The organism is Pseudomonas sp. SWI36 (genome assembly GCF_002948105.1).
Lineage (GTDB): Bacteria > Pseudomonadota > Gammaproteobacteria > Pseudomonadales > Pseudomonadaceae > Aquipseudomonas > Aquipseudomonas alloputida.
This window is the reverse complement of the sequence record NZ_CP026675.1, coordinates 4,559,112-4,582,389: the sequence shown is the minus strand read 5'-3', so window position 1 is coordinate 4,582,389 and position 23,278 is coordinate 4,559,112. Positions and strand designations below refer to the sequence as shown.

The 23,278-nt window shown below is 63.0% G+C and carries 14 protein-coding genes; 9 read left to right on the top strand and 5 right to left on the bottom strand.

Going from position 1 to position 23,278, the window contains the following annotated elements:
- Window positions 1–159 precede the first annotated feature (159 nt).
- The 3 genes from nfuA to C4Q27_RS21860 all read right to left on the bottom strand — a co-directional run bounded on the left by nfuA (window position 160) and on the right by C4Q27_RS21860 (window position 4,330).
- Window positions 160–744 (bottom strand): Fe-S biogenesis protein NfuA, encoded by a 585-nt coding sequence (gene nfuA, locus C4Q27_RS21870; RefSeq protein WP_104887363.1) that lies wholly within the window; start codon window positions 742–744, stop codon window positions 160–162.
- A 58-nt stretch (window positions 745–802) separates the two neighbouring features.
- Window positions 803–1,837 (bottom strand): acyltransferase, encoded by a 1,035-nt coding sequence (locus C4Q27_RS21865; RefSeq protein ID WP_104887362.1) that lies wholly within the window; start codon window positions 1,835–1,837, stop codon window positions 803–805.
- Between the two features lie 192 nt (window positions 1,838–2,029).
- A complete protein-coding gene (locus tag C4Q27_RS21860) occupies window positions 2,030–4,330 on the bottom strand; it encodes a fatty acid cis/trans isomerase (RefSeq protein ID WP_104887878.1) in 2,301 nt (766 codons plus the stop codon).
- Between the two features lie 182 nt (window positions 4,331–4,512).
- Between C4Q27_RS21860 and metH the strand changes: the two genes are divergently transcribed.
- Both metH and C4Q27_RS21840 read left to right on the top strand, forming a co-directional pair.
- Window positions 4,513–8,220, top strand: coding sequence for a methionine synthase (gene metH, locus C4Q27_RS21850; protein ID WP_104887361.1), 3,708 nt, complete (start codon window positions 4,513–4,515; stop codon window positions 8,218–8,220).
- Window positions 8,221–8,389: 169 nt separating this feature from the next.
- Entirely contained in the window at window positions 8,390–8,605 is a 216-nt protein-coding gene (locus C4Q27_RS21840; RefSeq protein WP_020193229.1) for a DUF2970 domain-containing protein, read from the top strand.
- A 1,260-nt stretch (window positions 8,606–9,865) separates the two neighbouring features.
- Here the strand turns inward: C4Q27_RS21840 and C4Q27_RS21825 are convergent.
- Window positions 9,866–10,942, bottom strand: a complete 1,077-nt coding sequence (locus tag C4Q27_RS21825; RefSeq protein ID WP_064493401.1) for an ABC transporter substrate-binding protein — start codon at window positions 10,940–10,942, stop codon at window positions 9,866–9,868.
- Window positions 10,943–11,155: 213 nt separating this feature from the next.
- On the opposite strand from C4Q27_RS21825, the gene C4Q27_RS21820 reads away from it, so the two are divergent.
- Together C4Q27_RS21820 and C4Q27_RS21815 are read left to right on the top strand one after the other, a co-directional pair.
- Window positions 11,156–12,808 carry a nitrite/sulfite reductase gene (locus C4Q27_RS21820; RefSeq protein ID WP_064493402.1) on the top strand — a complete coding sequence of 551 codons (1,653 nt, stop codon included), beginning with the start codon at window positions 11,156–11,158 and terminating at the stop codon, window positions 12,806–12,808.
- On the top strand, window positions 12,792–13,286 hold the full coding sequence (locus C4Q27_RS21815) for a DUF934 domain-containing protein (RefSeq protein ID WP_003250391.1): 495 nt from the start codon (window positions 12,792–12,794) through the stop codon (window positions 13,284–13,286). Before C4Q27_RS21820 ends, C4Q27_RS21815 begins: the two co-directional genes overlap by 17 nt.
- A 46-nt stretch (window positions 13,287–13,332) precedes the next feature.
- On the opposite strand, the gene C4Q27_RS21810 is transcribed toward C4Q27_RS21815, so the two are convergent.
- Entirely contained in the window at window positions 13,333–17,520 is a 4,188-nt protein-coding gene (locus C4Q27_RS21810; protein WP_104887358.1) for an NEL-type E3 ubiquitin ligase domain-containing protein, read from the bottom strand.
- Between the two features lie 203 nt (window positions 17,521–17,723).
- Here C4Q27_RS21810 and dkgB point away from each other — a divergent pair, with 203 nt between their 5' ends.
- From dkgB to C4Q27_RS21785, 5 genes are all read left to right on the top strand, one after another.
- Window positions 17,724–18,527 carry a 2,5-didehydrogluconate reductase DkgB gene (gene dkgB / locus C4Q27_RS21805; protein ID WP_064493404.1) on the top strand — a complete coding sequence of 268 codons (804 nt, stop codon included), beginning with the start codon at window positions 17,724–17,726 and terminating at the stop codon, window positions 18,525–18,527.
- Between the two features lie 20 nt (window positions 18,528–18,547).
- Window positions 18,548–19,720 carry an MFS transporter gene (locus tag C4Q27_RS21800; protein ID WP_104887357.1) on the top strand — a complete coding sequence of 391 codons (1,173 nt, stop codon included), beginning with the start codon at window positions 18,548–18,550 and terminating at the stop codon, window positions 19,718–19,720.
- 162 nt (window positions 19,721–19,882) lie between these two features.
- Window positions 19,883–21,115 (top strand): MFS transporter, encoded by a 1,233-nt coding sequence (locus C4Q27_RS21795; protein WP_104887356.1) that lies wholly within the window; start codon window positions 19,883–19,885, stop codon window positions 21,113–21,115.
- A 36-nt stretch (window positions 21,116–21,151) separates the two neighbouring features.
- A complete protein-coding gene (locus C4Q27_RS21790) occupies window positions 21,152–21,925 on the top strand; it encodes a helix-turn-helix domain-containing protein (protein WP_064493407.1) in 774 nt (257 codons plus the stop codon).
- A gap of 141 nt (window positions 21,926–22,066) precedes the next feature.
- Entirely contained in the window at window positions 22,067–23,215 is a 1,149-nt protein-coding gene (locus C4Q27_RS21785) for a M14-type cytosolic carboxypeptidase (protein WP_064493408.1), read from the top strand.
- Window positions 23,216–23,278: the final 63 nt, after the last annotated feature.

Genomic DNA, 23,278 nt, shown 5'->3' with positions numbered 1-23,278 from the left:
ACGGGCCGGTCGAAAAACCGGGGCATTCTGGCATGACACCCAGAGGGGTTCTACCTGACCATGGCGGGTATGGCCTGCAGCCCTTTGAATACGGGCTGCGGCCTGTTGTCGCAGGGGTTGAAACCGTAACACTTTGTTGCTAAGGGAGCCGCCTTCAACTCAGTAGTAGGCGTTTTCTTTCTGGCTGTGGTCAGTCACGTCACGCACGCCCTTCAGCTCCGGAATACGCTCGAGCAGGGTGCGCTCGATGCCTTCCTTCAACGTGACATCGGCCTGGCCGCAACCCTGGCAGCCACCACCGAACTGCAGCACGGCAATGCCGTCATCGACCACGTCCACCAGGCTCACCTGGCCGCCATGGCTGGCCAGGCCGGGGTTGATCTCGGTCTGCAGGTAGTAGTTGATACGTTCGTTGATCGGGCTGTCTTCGTTGACCATCGGCACCTTGGCGTTTGGCGCCTTGATGGTCAGCTGGCCACCCATGCGGTCGGTGGCGTAGTCGACCATCGCGTCTTCCAGGAACGGTACGCTGACGGCGTCCAGGTAGGCAGTGAAGCTTTTCAGACCCACGGCGGTGTCGTCAGGCTTCTCTTCGCCCGGCTTGCAGTAGGCGATGCACGTCTCGGCGTACTGGGTGCCCGGCTGGGTGATGAAAATGCGAATGCCGATGCCGGGCGTATTCTGCTTGGAGAGCAGATCGGCCAGGTAGTCATGGGCGGCGTCGGTAATGGTTATAGCGCTCATGTAGGTTCCTCACAGACTTGCGGCCAAGTGTACGCCAACCCAGCCTTCGAACAAAGTCCTAGCAATTGACTCGGGAAAGCGCATATTCAGGGGCCGGCCCCCGTTGCGCCGCCAGCCAGGCCTGCATTCGCCGGTACAGGCCGCGCTCCAGCCACTGGTAGCTGAACCACGACATTAGTCCAATGGACGGCACGCACAGGGCAAATGTCAGGAACGGGTTCAGATGCAGGCGCTCACTGGCGAACCAACCGGCATACAGCACCAGCACATGTATCAGGTACACCGAGTACGAACAGTCGCCAAGGGCCTTGAGCAGCCGATTGCCCTGGAACAGCGGCTCCATGGCCACGAAGGCCAGGACGACCATCGCACTCGGTAACCCCCAGTGCAGCAAGCGCTGGGAAGCGTCCAGACAGTAGATCGCCATGCCCGCCACACCCAGCAACGCCAGCGGCAACCACCGGCCCTGGCGGATCAGCCCGCGGCGGTACAGTACACCGACACCAATGCCCAACAGAAACTCGTAGATGATGTCGTTGTTGTAGAAGCGGCTGACCACGCCCATGCGCCCCAGTACCTCACTGACCAGCAACAGAGCGGCAGTCACCAGCAGCAGGTGATGCCGTTGGCGTACCAGGAACGCCAGGCCGAACAGCAGGTAGAAGAACATCTCGAAGTTCAGCGTCCAGCCCACGTTCAGGGTCGGGTAAAGGCCATAACCACCTGGGTTTTCCGCCGGGATGAACAGCAGCGACAGGAACAGGTGCCGCCAGTCAAACGCCTGATGTGGCATCCATTGGCTGAATGCCAGCAGCAACATGGCCATCAGGGCTGTGTAGAACCAGTAGGCAGGGACGATGCGCAGCGCCCGATTGAGGAGGAACTGGCGCGGCTCGATGGTTTTGTCGCGGGTCGACAGGTAGATGACCAGCCCGCTGATGACGAAAAAGATGTCGACACCTACGGCGCCACGGTCGGTAAGCAGTTGGCCGATGGGGCCGGTGGCGTGGAAGTCGAAGAAGATCTGCATGAAATGGTGGCAGACCACCACCCAGGCGGCGAACGCCCGCAATGCCTGAAGCGAATACAGCATGGAATACCCTGCGCTTGGCGGTGCATTGAGGCCCGTATCGAGTGCAGAGGCCAGCGCCAGCCTTGAAAGCAGCGCCGTACCTGTCGTAGGAGCGGGTTCACCCGCGAAGGGCTGCAAAGCAGCCCCCAGCAATCGATCCAGACCACCTACCGTGTCCGACCGCAGGCAAATCGGAAAGGTCAGCCAACCCGATCAGAGGTTCTGGTAGCGGTTCATGTCCAGCACGCCCGCCTCGACCGGTTCGGTCTCCTTGATATAGCTGTTCAGGTCGTGGAAGTAGCGCCAGAACGCTGGGTGACTGCGGCGCACACCCCAGCGCATGACAATGCGCTCGAACTTCGCCGCGTCATCTTTGGCATACTCCATGTCCTCGACGAACTCCGGCACATCCGTGGTCGGGATGTTGAAGATGAAGTTCGGGTAGCTGCTGAGCACCCCCGGGTACAGGGTCAGGGTATCCAGCCCCGGCTGGTAGCGGTACGCCTCACCCAGCAGGAACGCCACGTTGCTGTGCGCGCGGTTGCGCAGCAGGCTGTACACCTGACGCTGGCCGTCCTGCCCTTCGATACGCAGCATGGTCGCCTCGGGCAACTGGTTGATCACCTTCAGCCCGGCCGCCGGGCGCGACACCAGTCGGCTGAGCGACTGCTCGGCATTGCGGAACTCTTCGCTCATCTGCGGCCGTGAGCAGAACGCGCCCTGGCAGCGGTTGATCGGGTCCGGCGCGGCATTCAGGCTGCCGGTGCGCTGCAGCAGCTTAAGGCCAAAGTCGCGTTTGGGATTGCGCGGGTCGAGCTTGATGCCACTCGGGGTGTCGGTGTCGATGTCTTCATAATCCATCCACATCTTCACCTTGCCACTGTTCTGGTACCAGTCGCCAAGGATCGCCTTGCGCTGGTCGGCCGGCATCAGGCGCAGGAAGTTGACCTCGGCACCATTGCGGATCAGGTCGAAGTACAGGCGCGTCTGCAACTGGTGCGATACGTTGCCATACACATCGAAGTTGACCGCCAACTGGTAATACGTGCGCTCGAACAACGGGTAGTCGAACAGCCACACGGTCAGCGGCACATCCCCCACCAGGCCCTTGGTCACCGATGCGCTGTCGAAGTGGCGGAAGATGCTCAGCAGCGCATTGTCGTTGCCGGCCCACAGCGTCGACCATCTCGGTGCCGGCATTTCGGCATAGGCTTCACGGCGCAGTTTCTCGTAGTCGTTGCGCTTGTCACGATAGGCGTGCCACAGGCTCAGCACACTGCCCACGTCATCGATCTGACCAGGCATGGCCAGCAGCGGGGTAGCCTCGCCCCGGTACTCGGCATCGGTGACATAGCGATCGAAGGCCGGCTCCTGGAACAGCGCCCAGAAGTTGTCGCGGATCACGTCAGTGGCAATCTGCCCGCGGCACACGGGGCCACGGATGAAGGTGCGCACGAAGTACTCGGCGTTATCCAGCATGAACTGGTAGCGCGCCACGGCCGGGATCGCCTCGAAGGTTTCAAACGGGTTGGCCCGGTGGCGCGGGCCGTAGCCCGGAAGCGCGGCGGCATGCCAGTCGCCGGCATAGAACAGCTGCTTCACGCGCTTGAGCTTCTGCGGCCCCATCGGGTAGGTGATGTGCGTCTTGTGCACGATCACGCCCTGCACCGGGATCAACCGGTAGTAGAAGTCCGTGCCTGGCGGGTCGTTGGGGCGGCGGGTGGCAATGATATCGACCGGCTTGCCACTTGGCGTGCGCGAGCGCACCCACTGGAAGAAGTGGCCCTGCTCGCCGCCAGCGAAATGGATGTGCGCCAAAAACAGGTGCTCGTACAGCCAGCGTCCCACCAGCGCCTCGGTAGAACCCGGGCGGTTGAGCAGTTCTTCCCACTCTGCGATCTGCCTGGCTTCGGCCGCGCTCGGCTGGATCGGCTGGTACTCCACCGGCGCACCAGCGGCCAGCCAGCGGCGCATGGTGGCATATTCCTTGTCGGTCAGCCCGGTCACCGCCAGCGGCATGCCCTCCTTGGGGTGTGCGCCGGCATAGGCGTCGAATTCATGGGGCAACGGGCACATGTTGTTGCGGCTCAGGCCCAGGACGATCTCTTCGGGCAGCTTGGCGTTGGGCGTAAGCGGGGTCTTGTGGCCCAACTCCAGCATGCGCGCCATCAGCGCGGCCTGACCGCCCTGGTTGTCGAGCACCGAGTAGAAGCCCTTCTTGCGCCATTGCTCTTCGCTGTGTGCGTCGTAGAACAGCCGCGTGGTGGGCACCGCCTTGCTCCGCTCGCCCTGGTACACCGGGACCTTGCTGGCCCCGCGTACCGCGCCTTCAGGGCTTTCCAGCTTGAGCTGGCAGGCGGCGTCGTTGCAGGCATGGCAGGCCACGCACTTCTCGGTGAAGATCGGTTGAATGTCCCGGGTGTAGGAAATAGCCGGGCTCGACTGGGGGGCCTGCCCGAATACCGCGCCGCTGATGAGCAGGGCGAAGGCGCCGGCAAGGATACGATGCACCATGTGCGGAAAGTCCTGGTTCTTGAAAGCCATCACGATTTGTTGCCTGGTCGTCCTGGGTGCTTCGCGCTGCCTCCACCCGCCCAACATGAGCAGTTTTCATGCAAATGGGCGACATGCCTAAAAACCGCGCAGCTTTGTTATGATTCGGCACCTTCTGATATTCGCCCGACCAGGTAGTTCCTATGTCCGACCGCAGCGCTCGTCTCCAAGCACTCCAGAACGCACTCAAAGAGCGCATCCTGATCCTCGACGGCGGCATGGGTACTATGATCCAAAGCTACCGCCTGGAGGAACACGACTATCGTGGCACGCGTTTTGCCGATTGGCCAAGCGATGTGAAGGGTAACAACGACCTTTTGCTGCTCAGCCGCCCGGACGTGATCGCCGCCATCGAGAAGGCCTACCTGGATGCCGGTGCCGATATTCTCGAAACCAACACCTTCAATGCCACGCAGATTTCCCAGGCCGACTACGGCATGGAGTCGCTGGTTTACGAGTTGAACGTCGAAGGCGCGCGCATCGCTCGCCAGGTTGCCGATGCCAAGACCCTGGAGACGCCGGACAAGCCGCGCTTCGTTGCCGGCGTGCTCGGCCCTACCAGCCGAACCTGCTCGATTTCCCCGGACGTCAACGACCCAGGGTTTCGCAACGTCACCTTCGACGAGTTGGTAGAAAACTACATCGAGGCCACCCGCGGCCTGATCGAAGGCGGCGCCGACCTGATCCTGATCGAAACCATCTTCGACACCCTCAACGCCAAGGCGGCGATCTTCGCCGTGCAGCAAGTGTTCGAGGACGACAACGTCGAACTGCCGATCATGATCTCCGGCACCATCACCGACGCATCCGGCCGTACCCTGTCGGGCCAGACCACCGAAGCGTTCTGGAACTCGGTGCGTCACGCCAAGCCGATTTCCGTGGGCCTGAACTGCGCCCTCGGCGCCAAGGACCTGCGCCCGTACCTGGAAGAACTGGCGACCAAGGCCGATACCCATGTGTCCGCCCACCCCAATGCCGGCCTGCCGAACGCCTTCGGCGAGTACGACGAAACCCCGGCCGAGATGGCCGCGGTGGTCGAAGAATTCGCGGCCAGCGGCTTCCTCAACATCATTGGCGGCTGCTGCGGCACCACGCCGGGGCACATCCAGGCCATTGCCGAAGCCGTGGCCAAGTACAAGCCGCGCGAGATCCCGGAAATCGCCAAGGCCTGCCGCCTGTCGGGCCTGGAGCCGTTCACCATCGACCGCCAGTCGCTGTTCGTCAACGTCGGTGAGCGCACCAACATCACCGGTTCCGCCAAGTTCGCCCGGCTGATCCGCGAAGAGAACTATACCGAAGCCCTGGAAGTCGCCCTGCAGCAGGTCGAGGCCGGCGCCCAGGTAATCGACATCAACATGGACGAAGGGATGCTCGACTCCCAGGCGGCCATGGTCCGGTTCCTCAACCTGATCGCGGGTGAGCCGGACATTTCGCGCGTACCGATCATGATCGACTCGTCCAAGTGGGAAGTGATCGAAGCCGGCCTCAAGTGCATCCAGGGCAAGGGCATCGTCAACTCCATTTCCATGAAGGAAGGCGTCGAGCAGTTCAAGCACCACGCCCGCCTGTGCAAGCGCTATGGCGCTGCCGTGGTGGTCATGGCCTTCGACGAAGTCGGCCAGGCCGACACAGCCGCGCGCAAGAAGGAAATCTGCCAGCGCAGCTATGACATCCTGGTCAACGAGGTGGGCTTCCCGCCAGAAGACATCATTTTCGACCCGAACATCTTCGCTGTCGCCACCGGTATCGAAGAACACAACAACTACGCCGTCGACTTCATCGAGGCCTGTGCCTATATCCGCGACCACCTGCCCCACGCCCTGAGCTCGGGTGGCGTGTCCAACGTGTCGTTCTCGTTCCGTGGCAACAACCCGGTGCGTGAAGCGATCCACTCGGTGTTCCTGTACCACGCGATCCAGAACGGCCTGACCATGGGTATCGTCAACGCCGGCCAGCTGGAGATCTACGACGAGATCCCGGCCCAGCTGCGTGAAAAGGTCGAGGACGTGGTGCTCAACCGCACCCCGCATGGCACCGATGCACTGCTGGCCATCGCCGACGACTACAAGGGTGGCGGCGCAACCAAGGAAGTGGAAAACGAAGAGTGGCGCTCGCTGCCGGTGGAAAAACGCCTGGAGCACGCGCTGGTCAAGGGCATCACCGCGTTCATCGTCGAAGACACCGAAGAATGCCGCCAGCAGTGCGCGCGCCCCATCGAAGTGATCGAAGGCCCGCTGATGAACGGCATGAACGTGGTCGGCGACCTGTTCGGCGCGGGCAAGATGTTCCTGCCGCAGGTGGTCAAGTCGGCCCGGGTGATGAAACAGGCCGTTGCTCACCTGATCCCCTTCATCGAAGCCGAAAAAGGCGACAAGCCAGAAGCCAAGGGCAAGATCCTGATGGCCACGGTGAAAGGCGACGTGCACGACATCGGCAAGAACATTGTCGGCGTGGTGCTGGGCTGTAACGGATACGACATCGTCGACCTTGGCGTGATGGTACCGGCGGAGAAGATCCTGCAGACGGCCCGCGAGCAGAAGTGCGACATCATCGGCCTGTCCGGCCTGATTACCCCGTCGCTGGACGAAATGGTCCACGTTGCCCGCGAAATGCAGCGCCAGGGCTTCGAACTGCCGCTGATGATCGGTGGCGCCACCACCTCCAAGGCGCACACGGCGGTCAAGATCGAGCCCAAGTACAGCAACGACGCGGTCATCTACGTCACCGACGCTTCGCGCGCGGTCGGCGTGGCCACCCAGTTGCTGTCCAAAGAACTCAAGCCGGGCTTCGTCGAGAAGACCCGCCTGGAATACGTGGACGTGCGCGAGCGCACCGCCAACCGCAGCGCCCGCACCGAGCGCCTCAGCTACTCCCAGGCGATCGCTGCCAAGCCGCAGTACGACTGGGCCAGCTACCAGCCAGCGGTGCCCTCCTTCACCGGCGTCAAGGTGCTGGAAGACATCGATTTGCGCACCCTGGCCGAGTACATCGACTGGACCCCGTTCTTCATCTCCTGGGACTTGGCCGGCAAGTTCCCGCGCATCCTCACCGACGAGGTGGTTGGTGAGGCTGCTACGGCGCTGTACAAGGATGCCCGCGAGATGCTCGACAAGCTGATCGACGAGAAGCTGATCAGCGCCCGCGCGGTATTCGGCTTCTGGCCGGCCAACCAGGTGGACGATGACGACATCGAAGTCTACGGCGAAGACGGCCAGGCACTGGCCACCCTGCACCACCTGCGCCAGCAGACCATCAAGCCGGACGGCAAGCCCAACTGGTCGCTGGCCGACTTCGTCGCACCCAAAGACAGTGGCGTTACCGACTACGTAGGTGGTTTCATCACCACCGCCGGCATCGGTGCCGAGGAAGTGGCCAAGGCTTACCAGGACAAGGGCGACGACTACAGCTCGATCATGGTCAAGGCCCTGGCCGACCGCCTGGCCGAAGCCTGTGCCGAATGGCTGCACGAGCAGGTGCGTAAAGAGCACTGGGGCTATGCCCGCGACGAGCACCTGGACAACGAGGCGCTGATCAAGGAACAGTACAGCGGCATCCGCCCTGCGCCGGGTTATCCGGCCTGCCCCGACCACACTGAAAAGGAAACCCTGTTCCGCCTGCTCGATGGCACCGCCATCGGTGAAACCGGGCCGAGCGGGGTGTACCTCACCGAGCACTTCGCGATGTTCCCGGCGGCGGCGGTCAGCGGCTGGTACTTCGCCCACCCGCAGGCGAAGTATTTTGCCGTAGGCAAGGTCGACAAGGATCAGATCGAACGTTACAGCGCACGCAAAGGCCAGGATATCAGCGTGAGCGAGCGCTGGCTGGCGCCTAACCTGGGGTATGACAGCTAAACGACTGCGCTGGCTTCTTCGCGGGCTTGCCCACACAGGTAAGAAACAGCCCTCAAGGGCAGTCATTTACCTGTTGGAACGGGTTTCCTCGCGAAGAGGCCGGCACGGGCAACCTCACAACCATTGCCTACACTGTCCCTGATTGCCTCTGATTTCCCCAGGAGCCACCATGGACGATTCCAGCCAGGGCAAACCCCCGACCTTCTGGCAGATGCTGCACAGCATCCTCGCTGCCGCCTTCGGCGTGCAAAGCGGCAAAAACCGCGCACGCGACTTCACCCACGGCAAGGCCAGCCATTTCATTGCGCTGGGGGGGCTGTTCACCCTGGTGTTCATTGCGGTATTGATCGGCCTGGTGCAGTTGGCCCTGCACCTGACCCGCTAACCTGTGCCGGCCTCTTCGCGGGTGAACCCGTTCCTACAGGGCCTGTGTCCAACACCCGACCTGTGTCCACCCTCGATCAGGCGTAGGAGCGGGTTTACCCGCGAATACGGTCGCGACGGCAACGGTGAACGGCAGGTGGAAATTGGCCGGCAGGCCCGGCCCTTTCGCGGGTGAACCCGCTCCTACGAGGGCCTGTGTTCAACCACCGACCTGTGTCCACCACCGATCCGGTGCGGCGGCAACGGTGAACGGCGGGTGGAAATTGGCCAGCAGGCCCGGCCCTTTCGCGGGTGAACCCGCTCCTACGACGGCCTGTGTCCAACCACCGACCTGTGTCCACCACCGATCCGGTGCGGCGGCAACGGTGAACGGCGGGTGGAAATTGGCCAGCAGGGCCGGCCCTTTCGCGGGTGAACCCGCTCCTACGACGGCCTGTGTCCAACCACCGACCTGTGTCCACCACCGATCCGGTGCGGCGGCAACGGTGAACGGCGGGTGGAAATTGGCCAGCAGGCCCGGCCCTTTCGCGGGTGAACCCGCTCCTACGACGGCCTGTGTTCAACCACCGACCTGTGTCCACCACCGATCCGGTGCGGCGGCAACGGTGAACGGCGGGTGGAAATTGGCCAGCAGGGCCGGCCCTTTCGCGGGTGAACCCGCTCCTACGACGGCCTGTGTTCAACCACCGACCTGTGTCCACCACCGATCCGGTGCGGCGGCAACGGTGAACGGCGGGTGGAAATTGGCCAGCAGTCCCGGCCCTTTCGCGGGTGAACCCGCTCCTACGAGGGCCTGTGTCCAACCACCGACCTGTGTCCACCACCGATCTGTGTAGGAGCGGGTTTACCCGCGAATATGGTCGCGGCCGCAACGGTGAACGGCAGGTGGAGATTGGCCAGCAGGGCCGGCCCTTTCGCGGGTAAACCCGCTCCTACGACGGTCCTGCGACATTCTCAAGGGATATGTTTTCACCGCGAAGAGGCGGCCACAGGCAATAATAAAGCGCCTGCGAGATTCCCTCCCGCAGACGCCCCTGCTACATCACGGTCTTGAGTTGCAAGTCACTGGTGGCTGACCCAATACACGGCAGTGACCACCACCAGAACGATCAGGCAGAGGATCGCCCAGGCATCGACGCTGCTGTCAGCTTTGCGGACCTTGGTTGAGTTTCCCATTGCATTGCCTCTTGTAGTGGTTATGGGAATGCACTTCACCACCAGCAGTTAAGACGAGCAATGCCCTTCCCTCAAGCAGGGTCATTCAATATTCGACCGGTGACGCCAGAAACGGGTAACGGTACCCGGGCGGCCGCCCTTCGGCACTGTAACGCCGAAAATCGACGCCGTAGTCGTCCCTTTCCAACAGCTTCAGCCAACGCCTGGCCTTGGCCTGATCGATTTCCTGCAATACCGGAACACGGCGTTCGCGCACGCCGTCGCGGTTCAACGCCAGCCCATGGGCATCATCGTGCAGCATCACCATGGCCCAACCGCCAAGGGTGAAATGCCCACCCATCAGTACGCTCAGGCGCCCATCGATACGCGCGCGCAAGGCTTCGGGCGAGCTGTTGACGGCAGCGAACAGCACGTCACGCCCCGGCGTGTGCCCGGCCTCCTCGAACGCCTGCATGGCACCAAAGGCCATCTGGTCATTGGCCGACCACACCAGCCGGGTGGCCGGGTAACGCTCAAGCAACTGCTTCGCTTGCTCGTACGCGCGCTGGCGGTTCCAGCCGCCATATACCACTTGCCGCAAGCGCACCTGAGGGAAATCGGCCAAGGCGCGGCGCATGCCCTCAACGCGCAACTGCGAGGCCGGGGTGGTCTTGACCCCGGCAAAAGCCACCAGATCCACCGGCCCTGCGTCGCGAGGCAGTTGTGCGAGCAACAGGTGCAACATCTGGAAGCCTGCCTGCTCGTCGTTGCTAATCAAGGTACCCAGTGGCTCGGCGTACTTGTCGGGCTGGCCCTCGATACTGAGGCGCTGGCTGGCGGTCAGGCCATTGTTGACCAGCAGCAGCTTCACCCCGGTGCCACGCGACAGCCGCAGGATTTCCGGTGCCACGTACTGCTCATTGACCAGCACCAGGTAATCCGGCCGCTGCGGCGCGCTCAGGATCGCCCGGGCCTGGGTCAGTGCCAGGTCGGCGCGGCGCTCGCTGTATTGCACCTGCAGGGTCATGCCCAGCTCGTCCGCGGCGGCCTGCATGAAGCGGGTATAGCTGGTCCAGAATGTCTCGTTGGACAGCCCCGGGTTGAGGAACACCACCGAAGCCGATTGCGCATTTGCCACCAATGGCAAGACAAGGCACAAGCTTTGGCACAGGGCCTTGAGCATGGGGTCACATCTCTGCGAAGCAAACGCCGGATTATAAACGCCTGGCGATGCTCCGCGCACAAATGGCAGTCAATCTCACATAGTCCATTTGGTTCTTTTCATATGCAAAAACATCACTTTAGCGCATAACCGCAACCTGCTATCGTTCCCCGGCTCCGTACCGGAGTGCGCGGCCGTGCGCGCGAATAGCTGCATGCCTGAGACAGGACTTTTATGTACGTATACGACGAGTACGATCAGCGGATCATCGAGGACCGCGTCAAGCAGTTCCGTGATCAGACCCGCCGCTACCTGGCCGGTGAGCTGAGCGAAGAAGAATTCCGCCCTCTGCGCCTGCAGAACGGCCTTTACATCCAACGTTTCGCGCCGATGCTGCGTGTCGCGGTGCCGTACGGCCAGCTGAACGCCAAACAGGTCCGCACCCTGGCCAAGATCGCTCGCGACTATGACAAGGGCTATGCCCACATTTCCACCCGCCAGAACGTGCAGTTCAACTGGCCGGCGCTGGAAGACATCCCCGACATCCTCGCCGAACTGGCCACCGTGCAGATGCACGCGATCCAGACCAGCGGCAACTGCCTGCGCAATACCACCACCGACCAGTTCGCCGGTGTGGCCGCAGACGAAATCGTCGACCCGCGCCCGTGGTGTGAAATCGTCCGTCAGTGGACCACCTTCCACCCGGAATTCGCCTACCTGCCACGCAAGTTCAAGATCGCCATCAACGGCTCGCAGGAAGACCGCGCCGCCATCGAAGTGCACGACATTGGCCTTGAGCCGGTGCGCAACGCTGCCGGCGAACTGGGCTTCCGTGTGCTGGTCGGTGGTGGCCTGGGCCGTACCCCGGTGGTGGGCTCGTTCATCAACGAGTTCCTGCCATGGCAGGACCTGATCAGCTACCTCGACGCCATCCTGCGCGTGTACAACCGTTACGGTCGCCGTGACAACAAGTACAAGGCGCGGATCAAGATCCTGGTCAAGGCGCTGACCCCGGAAGTGTTCGCCGAAAAGGTCGAGGCCGAAATGGTCCACCTGCGTGGCGGCACCACCACCCTGACCGAAGCCGAAGTGCAGCGCGTCTCGCGCCACTTCGTCGACCCCGAGTACCTGGCACTCGACAACGTCGACTACACCGCCCTGGATGCCGAGCACCCAGGGTTCGCCCGCTGGCGCTCGCGCAACACCCGCGCCCACAAGCGCCCGGGCTACGTGGCTGTGACCCTGTCACTCAAGCCTACCGGTGTTGCCCCGGGCGACGTGACCGACAAGCAGCTGGACGCCGTGGCCGACCTGGCCGAACGCTACAGCTTCGGCTTCCTGCGCACCTCGCACGAGCAGAACATCATCCTCGCCGACGTCGAGCAGCGCCAGCTGCACGCGCTGTGGCTTGAACTGCGCGAGAGCGGCTTCGCCACCCCGAACATCGGCCTGCTGACCGACATCATCTGCTGCCCGGGTGGCGACTACTGCTCGCTGGCCAACGCCAAGTCGATCCCGATTGCCGAGTCCATCCAGCGCCGCTTCGACGACCTGGACTACCTGTTCGACATCGGCGAAATCGACCTGAACATCTCCGGCTGCATGAACGCCTGCGGCCACCACCACGTGGGCCACATCGGCATCCTCGGCGTGGACAAGAAGGGTGAGGAGTTCTACCAGGTGTCGCTGGGCGGCAACGCCGCACGCGGCGCAAGCCTGGGCAAGATCCTTGGCCCGTCCTTCGCGCAGGATGACATGGCCGATGTGATCGAGAAGCTGATCGCCGTGTACGTCGAGCAACGCACCGAGGAAGAGCGTTTCATCGACACCTACCAGCGTATCGGCATCGACCCCTTCAAGGAACGCGTCTATGCAGCGAATCATTAAGAACAACCAGATCGTCGACGAAACCTGGCACCTGCTGCCCAAGGAAACCTCGTTCGACGAGCTGACCAACTGCGACGACTACATCGTGCCGCTGCAGATGTGGCGCGACCATGCCCACGTGCTCAAGGCCCGCGATGGCGGCCTGGGCGTATGGCTGGACAGCGACCAGGAAGCGGAGGAAATCGGTGAAGACGTGCACCACTTCCAGGTCATCGCCCTGAACTTCCCGGCATTCACCGACGGCCGCAGCTACTCCAATGCGCGTCTGCTGCGTGACCGCTACAAGTTCAAGGGCGAACTGCGCGCCATCGGCGATGTGCTGCGCGACCAGCTGTTCTTCATGGCCCGCTGCGGCTTCGACGCATTCGCCATCCGTGCCGACAAGGACCCGGAAGACGCGCTGCAAAGCCTGAAGGACTTCTCGGTGACCTACCAGGCCGCCACCGACGAACCGCTGCCGCTGTTCCGCCGCCGCTGATCGTCCCGCCCCAGCGAACAGCCCGCCTCTCGGCGGGCTGTTTCGTTCACAGGCCGTGGCGCTGGATTGCCTCACGGCTCAACTCAAGCAAAAGCTGCCGTTTCGCGACCTCACGCGCTGCGCAGATATGCTCGACCTGGGCAAAATAGTCGCCATCACTCAGCGTTTTCGATTGCTCGAGCAACGCATCCAGGCGCTGCTGAAAAGGCTCGTCCAAGCGGCTGAAGCGCGCCGCCTGCTGCTCCTGCAGGTAGTCCTGCCAGAAGGTTCGATCTGCCAGCGCCTGCGCCAAGGCTTGTGGCGTTTCCTGCCGCAGCACCTCGCTGCGCGCGGCGTCCAGGTCTTCACGGCCAACCCCACTGAAACTCTCGTACGAAAGATGGCTGGGCTGCACGGGAAGGTCGAGACTATCTGCCAGCCTGACGCGATAGGTCAGGTAAACCTCAACGGGATCGTTCGAAAAGTAATCCGCAATATGCCGCGCGGCAATTGCGTTGACTTTGTCCAGGCGGAACAACGAACGCCCCAGCCTGACCAGCGCCCGCTCCTTCTGTAACCCGGTACCGGCTGTACCGGCCTTGGCGACCAGCGCGCCAACCTCCAGCTCGCTGAGCGTCAGCAGCAACTCGTCACTGCAACTGCGCGGCCGGGCAACTTGCTCGAACAGGCTCGCGCGTACTTCAGCGTGCTGCTCGCAGGCCTCGAGGATATGCCACACCCGGGCCTGCAGGTCGCGCGGTTGTGCGTCGTATTCACGCAGGGCGCGTAAATCAGAGAAAAAGCGGAACAGATCCTGCGCCCCGGCTTCCTGGCTCAAGCGGTTCCAGCTCGCCAATCGCACCTCGCGCTGGGCTGGCGTGAATCCTGAAAACCAAGGGGCTGCAGCGTTCGGGATCGAAGTGGCATGAGCTGCACGTCGACGCTCAACGGCCCCGGCCGACGCCCTGGCCAACTGCAAGCGCTGCAAGGTTTCGTCCGAGAGTGGATTGTCGTGCAGCTCCAGGCCCCGCAACAAGCGAAGCGGCACTAAAGACAGCGCTTCAGGCAGCGTCTGGATCTGGTTGTCACGCATGTCCAGCAACTCCAGATTACCGTGCCTGGCCAGATCAGCGGGCAGATCGCCCAGCCCGGTGTTGCGCAAGGACAGCCGGCGCAGCAGGGGGAAAGACGCCAAGGGTGGCAGCAAGCCGACCGGGTTACCGTTGAGCTCCAAGCGGCGCAGCTCCACAAGCTGGCTCAAACGCAGGTTATCCTCGCTGGAAAGCACGATCTGGTTGCCGCCAAGGCGCAGGGTCCTCAGTTCGGTCAGTTGCTCGATACCTGCGGGAAGGCGCGTCAGCTGGTTGTTCCGCAAGTCCAGGTTACGCACCTTGCTGAAGCGACCAAGAAAGCCCGCATCAAGGCTCGTCACCTGCATATCGCGCAGGGTCAGGTGCGTGATGTGGTCGAAACTCACATTATCAGGCAACGCTGGCAGGTCACCCACCCGCTCACCCATGAGGGTCAGGTGGTAGTCACCCGCCACCTCCCCTGGGGTAAAGCGCTGCCAGCTTGCCGTAATACGCCTGGCAACCTTGATACGACGCAGGCGGCGAACAATGTTCAGTCCTGCGTCGTTTCGCCAGGCTTGCAATGCCTGCTTGAGGCTGACCTTGGCCTGTAACAGTTGGCTCACATGGTTCCAGGGGTCCACTCCCCGCCAAGCCAGGTCTTGCAGGTAGACCTCCAGCTGCTCACTGCTCATCACCGGATACACGTGGTTCAACGTGCGCCGCAGTGCCTGGCGAGTCCCTGTCAGGTGGCCACTGAGCGGGTAGCCCAACCGCCCATCGAACAACCGTACAGGAGGGCGAATCCCCTGCCCCACACGGGCCAGCCCAATCATTCGGGCCGCCGCTTCACGGTCAGCGAGCGCCTCACGCCCAAGCCGCTCACCCAGTGCGTCATCCGTCATCTGGCTAATACCAAGCAACTGTCGCTGGCGGCTGTCCAGCTGCCGTCTCAACGTCTGCAGCAACCCACCCCTGCCCGCGGCAGGCAGCTCAACGTTGACCCCAGCCGACCAAGGGGCGATGGCATCGATCAGGCCCAGCGCGAGCTTACCGGTATCGTCATTTTCTGCGGCGGCCTGGCGCAACCCTGCGCAGGCACGGTCTATCCGGCTGTCGCGTATTGCCCAGCGGGCACGCTCCGCCAGCGCCAGGGGTACCCGGCCTGCACCCGTCAGGCTCTCCATCTCGACGCTGCTGGCCCCCTCGACGATTTCCCGTGCGCAGCGGTGGGATAGGCCTGGGAAGTCCCGCATCAATACGCGGTCCGCTGCTTGCGGATTGATCTGTCGCTCGTTGAAGACCTCCTCGAAAGCGTCACCCCGCAACATCGGGAAATCACGGTGCAATTGCTGGCGTTCGATGGCATCGAGCAAGCGTGCCGGCGCGGGCGCATTTTCCAACAGCAAACGGCGCAGGCAGTCAGCCTCGAAACCGGTGGTCTGCAGCGCTACAGATACCGCCTCATCGGGCACCTGCGCCGTGCGGCTGGCAAGGCGGCGCACCATGTAGGCGGGGTCATGCCAGCGCTGCGGTTGCTCGAACTCATGCACCCATCCCCCGGCACCATTGTGCTCAAGTGCCGGTGAATACGCCCCTGGCCTTGATGGGTGATGAATACGCCATGCGCCATCGTCCCCCTCGCTCACCTCATAGACAGCATCGTGCAGGCGCCTCAGCGAACGGCCAGTTTCATTCACGGCCTGGCCTACCATCAGATCGACGCCCTCACGCTGATAGCCCGACAAGGACGGATCACACAGCCGCAACTGGCCATCGCCCAGGCTTACCGGCACCAAGGCATCCACCTGCGCCACTCGCTGGGCCAGCTTGCCAAGTGCCGTCGCCCCGGCCGTCGTCACCGCCGTCATCACAACCGTGTCGGCCACGTTGAACAAGTGGCCCAACGCGGCGTCGCGATCACCCAACTGCCAATCCTGGTAGCCTTCGTACACCTCACCTGCCAGCTGCACCACCGTAAGCCCCAGCAGGGCCTGCCCCAACACAGGCACAAACAGCGCTGCCAGGCCTGCCACGCTCAACCCCAAATCCAGATAGCCCTGCAAACGTGCGCGGCGGTCGGCGACATCTTCATCCTCTGTCGAAACCGCCAATACCCTCGCGTCATCCAGCATTTTTTCGATCCGGGCTTGGCGCAGCGCGACGAACACGTCGCCCTCGATCGCAAAACAGCGGCCATCCAGCTCAAGCGGAAGAACAGTATTACCGTGGCTGAGCAGTGCGTTCAGGGCCGCGCAGAAGGTGACGCGATCACGCTCTGCGACGAAGCGCTGGAAGTACCGCCGATAGGCCTCATTACGCAAGCGTATGCCAAGCGTCATGTACAGCAGCTCCCAGCTGGTGTGCCAACTCACCGGGGCATACGGGTCCTCAGGCAACCACGCGATAACACCAAGCAGGCGGGCGTTCTGACGCACTTCGATCACCAGTGCACCAATGACCTCCTTGCCCAACAGCCGCAGGGTGTGACACTTCAACATGGTGTTGGCGGCTGGCAGGAAAGACGCGGTGCCCACAACCTGGTTGATCCACTGACAGGTCTGCTCATCGATTTCACCCTTGATCCTTGCGGCGATTGCAGCAAGCGCCAGGTTGGCGCTCAACGCCTCCTCCAGGGTGCTCTCGACGGCCACCCCCTCGCCTTCAAGCTTCGATTGCAAATGGCTTTGATAACGCCCGCCGATATCAAGGTCTCTGCAAAGGCGGACAAAGGCTTGCGCACTTAGCGGCAGCAGGTGCCCGCTGGCAGTGACCAACTGCGACCCGGTCGCGAACCAGCCAGGCTGCATTTCCTTTTCGTGGAAGTTGTGCAGTGCCGCCGAGAGCAGCGTCTGGGTGCTGACGATGCGTGTCGAAGTGCTTGGCAAGGCAGGTGATATCGACGGTTTTGGCTGCAGGGTCACCAGCTTGAGCTGAGCCTGGCGCAGGTCTACCTGCCTGATCGAATGGGCCTCAAGTGCTCTTTTGAGCAACGACTCGGCGAACTCATCCAAGGGGGTTATGGCCCCTAACCAGGCGTCTACTTGGTCCTGCGCCCGCTGTTGGCGCAAAGCAGCGGCGCGCAGCCCTGTCAGCTCTTGGGCAGACGCGCGCTTGAGCCAGCCTGGCAACTGACGGGCAATCAGCGCATCGATGGAGTCGGCGGGTATTACTGAAGGGGTCATGGGCAGCCTCAACGCTTGATAAAAAGCGCTAGCTGAACAAGGTTCCAATCCCCTCTGGCCCTATTTATGTAGTGAATGCACAGCTTGAAAATGTATTTGTGCCTACAGGTCAAATGACTTTGGCGCCGTAGCGGCTTATTCGCTGCCGTTCAAACCTGCACACTGGGCACCACATGATCCTCCCCCTATTCAGGAGCAACCCCATGAGCGTTCCTTCCTTCGGCCTTGGCACCTTCCGCCTCACCGGCCAAACCGTCATCGACTCGGTCAAGTCTGCCCTGGCAGTCGGCTACCGTGTCATCGATACCGCACAGATCTACAAGAACGAAGCCGAAGTCGGCCAGGCCATCGCCGAAAGCGGCGTGCCGCGCAGCGAGCTGTTCATCACCACCAAGATCTGGGTCGACAATTACGCCGCCGACAAGCTGATCCCCAGCCTGCGTGACAGCTTGCAGAAACTGCGCACCGACTACGTCGACCTGCTGCTGATCCACTGGCCAGCGCCGGGCAACGGCGTAGAACTGCCCGAGTACATGAAGGCCCTGGCCGACGCCAAGCAGCAAGGCCTGGCTCGCCAGATCGGCGTTTCCAACTTCAACATCGAGCTGACCAGGCAAGCCATTGCCGTGGTCGGCAAAGGGGAAATCGCCACCAACCAGATCGAGCTCAGCCCCTATCTGCAGAACAGCAAGCTGACCGCGTTCCTCAAGGAACAAGGGATCACCGTGACCTCGTACATGACCCTGGCCTACGGCAAAGTGCTGAAAGACCCGGTACTGGCCCAGATCGCCGCCAAGCACAAGGCTACCGTCGCCCAGGTTGCCCTGGCCTGGGCCCTGCAACTGGGCTATGCCGTGATCCCGTCGTCGACCAAGCGTGAAAACCTGGCCAGCAACCTGCTTGCCCGTGGCCTGAAGCTGGACAGCGACGACATGGCACGCATCGCCAAGCTGGAGCGCAATGGCCGCGAGGTCAGCCCTGACGGCCTGGCCCCAACCTGGGACTGACACCGATGACTGCTCAAACAATGAGACCCGGCCGCGTGCTTTTCGCGTTGGCCATTGGCGCCTTTGGCATCGGTACTACCGAGTTCACCCCGATGGGGCTGCTACCGGTCATCGCCCAAGGCGTGGAGGTAAGCATCCCCAGCGCCGGCATGCTGATCACCGCCTATGCCATTGGCGTGATGGTCGGCGCGCCGATCATGACCCTGCTGTTCAGCCGCTTTGGGAAGCGCGCTGCGCTGATGGCGCTGATGGCCATCTTCACCCTTGGCAACCTGCTGTCGTCACTGTCGCCGGACTACTACACCCTGCTCGCCTCGCGACTGGTCACCAGCCTCAACCATGGTGCGTTCTTCGGCCTGGGAGCCGTGGTGGCAGCCAGCGTGGTGCCCAAGGAGAAACAGGCCAGCGCCGTGGCCACCATGTTCATGGGCCTGACCATCGCCAACATCGGCGGCGTGCCGGCCGCCACCTGGATCGGCCAGCAGATTGGCTGGCGCATGGCATTTGCCGGTACCGCCGTACTCGGCCTGCTGGCCATGGCCGCACTGTGGTACGCCCTGCCCAAGGGTGAACGCGGCAGCGTGCCACATGTGCGCAAGGAACTGGCGGTCATTGCCCGCCCCAGCGTGCTGCTGGCAATGGCCACCACCGTGCTCGGTGCCGGCGCCATGTTCACCTTGTACACCTACGTGGCGCCGGTGCTGGCCGAACTGACCGGGGCCTCGGACGGCTTCGTAACCTTGGGACTGGTACTGATCGGGGTTGGCTTCACCCTTGGCAACAGCCTGGGTGGCCGCCTGGCCGACTGGTCACTGGATGGCGCGGCGAAGATCTTCCTCGCCATGCTGGCGCTGATCATGCTGGCGATGCCCCTGGTACTGGGTAGCCACATCGGCGCTGCCATCGCCCTGCTGGTCTGGGGCATGTTCACCTTCGCCGTGGTACCGCCGCTGCAAATGCGCGTAATGACTGCCGCCATCGAGGCGCCAGGCCTGGCATCGTCGATCAACGTGGGTGCGTTCAACCTGGGTAACGCCGTGGGCGCGGCGCTGGGTGGTGCGGTTATCAGCCTGAACCTGGGCTACGCCGCCGTGCCAATGGCCGGAGGTGTGCTGGCGGCTGCGGGGCTGTTGCTGGTATGGCTGGGCGGGCGCAACAAGGTCGCCGGCAAGACCGCAGCCGATATGGCCTGAAGGCAATCACCTGCAGGAGCGCCTCCGTTCTCCTGTCAGGCTGTGGGCACGGATGCCCGAAACGCGACATTGGCTGCCTGTTCGGCGTGAGACAGGCAACCTCGGCACTGGATAACCTGCTGCGGCAACGCCTTGCTCCCTTGCCATAGAAGAACCTTGCCCATGACAACCTCCGCCGCCTCCGTAGCCGCCGCCACGCCTGCCGACCAGCCTCAGGGCTTTGTCGTGCGCATCGTCGGTGCTGCTGCATTCGCCCACCTGCTCAATGACCTGATTCAAGCCGTACTGCCGTCGATCTACCCCATGCTGAAAAGCGATTTCGCGCTGAGCTTCGCCCAGATCGGCTGGATCGCCTTGGTCTATCAGGTGACCGCTTCCCTGCTGCAACCCTGGGTCGGCATGTTCACCGACAAGCACCCACAACCCTACCTGCTGCCTGCCGGCATGTTGGTGACGCTGGTGGGCATCGCCCTGCTCGCCTTTGCCGGCAGCTATGAAATGCTGCTGGTGGCCGCCGCCGTGGTCGGCGTGGGTTCGGCCACCTTCCACCCAGAGGCCTCGCGGGTGGCCAGAATGGCCTCCGGCGGGCGCTTCGGGACCGCGCAATCCACCTTCCAGGTCGGCGGCAATACCGGCTCGGCCCTCGGCCCGCTGCTCACTGCTGCCATCATCATTCCGCACGGCCAACCGGCCATTGCCTGGTTCATGCTGGCCGCTGCGCTGGCTGTTCTGGTGCTGCTGCGGGTGACGGGCTGGAGCGTGCGCCACGGCCAGGCCCGGCTCAAGACCTTCGCTGGCCAACAGGCCCCCGGCCTGTCGCGGGGTGCCATGTGGCGCGCTGTGGCGGTGATCGCCGTGCTGATGTTCGCCAAGTTCGTCTACATCGCTTCGTTCACCAACTTCTTCACCTTCTACCTGATCGAGCATTTCGGCCTGAGTGTGCAGCACAGCCAGCTGTACCTGTTCGTGTTCCTCGCAGCCGTTGCGCTGGGCACCTTTGCCGGTGGCCCGGTGGGTGATCGCATCGGGCGCAAGGCCGTGATCTGGGTCTCGTTCCTTGGCGTGGCGCCCTTCGCCCTGGCCCTGCCCCATGCCAGCCTTGCCTGGACAGCCGTGCTGGCGGTGGCCATCGGCCTGGTGATGTCCTCGGCATTCGCTGCCCTGGTGGTGTATGCCCAGGAGGCGGTGCCGGGCCGGGTCGGCATGGTTTCAGGGGTGATGTTCGGGCTGATGTTCGGCATCAGCGGCCTGGGTGCAGCCGGCCTGGGCGCACTGGCCGACCGGCATGGCATCGAGTGGGTGTACCAGGCCATCGCGTTCCTGCCGCTGCTCGGGTTGGCCACCGCCTTCCTACCGGCCACCCGCTCGCAGGCCCGCCCTGGCCGTTGCTGCTAAAGTGGCGCTGCCAGGCTGCTTCGATACGAGGTCACGATGGTAAAGCCGCAGCGTGAATTGCTGGTGGAGGTCGATGAGTGGACCTGGGAAGTGGGTAGCCGTGCGACAGACTACCCAAGCGACTGGTTCATCGAGCCCCATAGCCATACCAAGCATCAACTGATCTATGCCATCAAAGGCCTGATGATCGTCGAGTCCGGAAACGAATGCTGGACGGTGCCACCCAGCCGCGGTGTGTGGATGCCTTGCGGGCAGGTGCATGCCATTCGCTGTGTCGGCGACGTGAAGATGCGCAGTGTGTTCGTGCGCAGCGACGCGGCAACCGGCCTGCCCCTGCAGAGCAAGGCCATCAGCATCTCGCCCTTGCTCAGCGAACTGATCAAGGCCTCGGTGGGGTTCACCGCACCGTTTGCCGAGGACTCGCGCGAAGCCCGGGTCATGCGCCTCATCCTCGACGAAATCTGCGTACTGCCGACCTTGCCGCTGAAACTGTCGCAGCCCAGCGACCAGCGCCTGCGGGTGATCTGCACGGCATTGCATGAACGGCCCGACGATAATGCCACCGTTGCCGACTGGGGCCTGCGCCTGGGGGTGGACGAAAAGACCATCCAGCGGTTGTTCCGCAAGGAAACCGGCATGACCTTCGGCCAGTGGCGCCAGCAGGCGCGGCTGATGCAGGCACTGGAGCGGATTGCCCTGGGCGAGCGAATCATCGATGTGGCGGGGGCCTTGGGCTATGACAGCCCAAGTGCCTTCGCCAGCATGTTCAAGCGCCAGTTCGGTACCACGCCCAGTCAGTTCTTCAGATAACCTGAAGTCCACGCATTTGCCGGCACTGGCCCCCCGCATACGGGCTGTCCGCTGAGGGCTCGCCCTGCCTGTTCTTGCACAGCATCCCCGCCAAGCCGTATACAGTACCCCTACAACAATGCCCGCAAAGGAGCCCGGCACATGACCGTGACGCTGTCCCCCCTGCAGATCGACTGCGATTTCGACTCCGGCAACATACAGGTACTGGATGCCAGCAACCCGGCCCAGGTACACCTGGCCATTCGCCCGGACACCCACAGCGGCCACTACCAGTGGTTCCACTTCAAGGTCAGCGGGCTCACACCGGGGCAGGTCCATCGCTTCAGCCTGGACAACGCTTCTGGCTCCTCGTACAAGAATGCGTGGAGCGGCTACAACGCTGTGGCCAGCTACGACCAGCAGCGCTGGTTCCGTGTGCCAAGCCAGTTCGACGGTACGGCGCTATCGTTCGAGGTGAAGGCTGAACAGGACCAGATCTGGTTCGCCTACTTCGAGCCCTACCCGCGTGCCCGCCACAACCAGCTGATCGAACGTGCCTGCCAACTCCCGGGGGTCGAGTTGCTGGCCAGCGGCCGCAGTGTCCAGGGCCGCGATATCCCACTGCTGCGGGCAGGCGACGGTGCCGAAGGCAAGCGCAAGCTGTGGCTGATTGCCCAGCAGCATCCGGGCGAGCACATGGCCGAATGGTTCATGGAAGGCGTGATCGACCGCCTGCAGGCCAACGATACGGTGGTCCAGCAATTGCTGGCCAAGGCCGACCTTTACCTGATCCCCAACATGAACCCCGACGGCGCCTTCCTCGGCCACCTGCGCACCAACTTCAAGGGCAAGGACCTCAACCGCGCCTGGCAGGACGCCAGCGTCGAATTCAGCCCGGAAGTGTTCTTTGCACAAGCGCAGATGAAGCAGTACGGTGTGGATGCCTTCATCGACGTGCACGGTGACGAAGAGATCCCCCACGTGTTCACGGCCGCATGCGAGGGCAACCCGGGTTACACCCCTCGGCTGGCCAAACTCGAAGAGCAGTTCCGTAGCACCTTGTGCAGCCTGACCCGCGACTTCCAGACAGTGCATGGCTATACCCGTGACGAACCCGGACAGGCGAATACGACGCTGGCCTGCAATGCGGTGGGCATGGCCCATGACTGCCTGTCACTGACGCTGGAAATGCCGTTCAAGGACCATGACGATGCGCCCGATGCAATCACCGGGTGGTCGGGGGCGCGCTCCAAGGCACTGGCCGGGGCGGTGCTGGAGACCTTGGCCAGGATGGTAGGCGATTTGCGCTGAACCTCGCCTTGCGCAGCCCCTGCAGGAGCAGCCCGTCGCGACACGCGGCGGCTGCTTCGGGGG

Coding starts and splice junctions, on each gene's coding strand:
- nfuA (WP_104887363.1), bottom strand. CDS start 744: ATGAGCGCTATAACCATTACCGACGCCGCCCATGACTACCTGGCCGAT.
- C4Q27_RS21865 (WP_104887362.1), bottom strand. CDS start 1,837: ATGCTGTATTCGCTTCAGGCATTGCGGGCGTTCGCCGCCTGGGTGGTG.
- C4Q27_RS21860 (WP_104887878.1), bottom strand. CDS start 4,330: ATGGTGCATCGTATCCTTGCCGGCGCCTTCGCCCTGCTCATCAGCGGC.
- metH (WP_104887361.1), top strand. CDS start 4,513: ATGTCCGACCGCAGCGCTCGTCTCCAAGCACTCCAGAACGCACTCAAA.
- C4Q27_RS21840 (WP_020193229.1), top strand. CDS start 8,390: ATGGACGATTCCAGCCAGGGCAAACCCCCGACCTTCTGGCAGATGCTG.
- C4Q27_RS21825 (WP_064493401.1), bottom strand. CDS start 10,942: ATGCTCAAGGCCCTGTGCCAAAGCTTGTGCCTTGTCTTGCCATTGGTG.
- C4Q27_RS21820 (WP_064493402.1), top strand. CDS start 11,156: ATGTACGTATACGACGAGTACGATCAGCGGATCATCGAGGACCGCGTC.
- C4Q27_RS21815 (WP_003250391.1), top strand. CDS start 12,792: ATGCAGCGAATCATTAAGAACAACCAGATCGTCGACGAAACCTGGCAC.
- C4Q27_RS21810 (WP_104887358.1), bottom strand. CDS start 17,520: ATGACCCCTTCAGTAATACCCGCCGACTCCATCGATGCGCTGATTGCC.
- dkgB (WP_064493404.1), top strand. CDS start 17,724: ATGAGCGTTCCTTCCTTCGGCCTTGGCACCTTCCGCCTCACCGGCCAA.
- C4Q27_RS21800 (WP_104887357.1), top strand. CDS start 18,548: ATGAGACCCGGCCGCGTGCTTTTCGCGTTGGCCATTGGCGCCTTTGGC.
- C4Q27_RS21795 (WP_104887356.1), top strand. CDS start 19,883: ATGACAACCTCCGCCGCCTCCGTAGCCGCCGCCACGCCTGCCGACCAG.
- C4Q27_RS21790 (WP_064493407.1), top strand. CDS start 21,152: ATGGTAAAGCCGCAGCGTGAATTGCTGGTGGAGGTCGATGAGTGGACC.
- C4Q27_RS21785 (WP_064493408.1), top strand. CDS start 22,067: ATGACCGTGACGCTGTCCCCCCTGCAGATCGACTGCGATTTCGACTCC.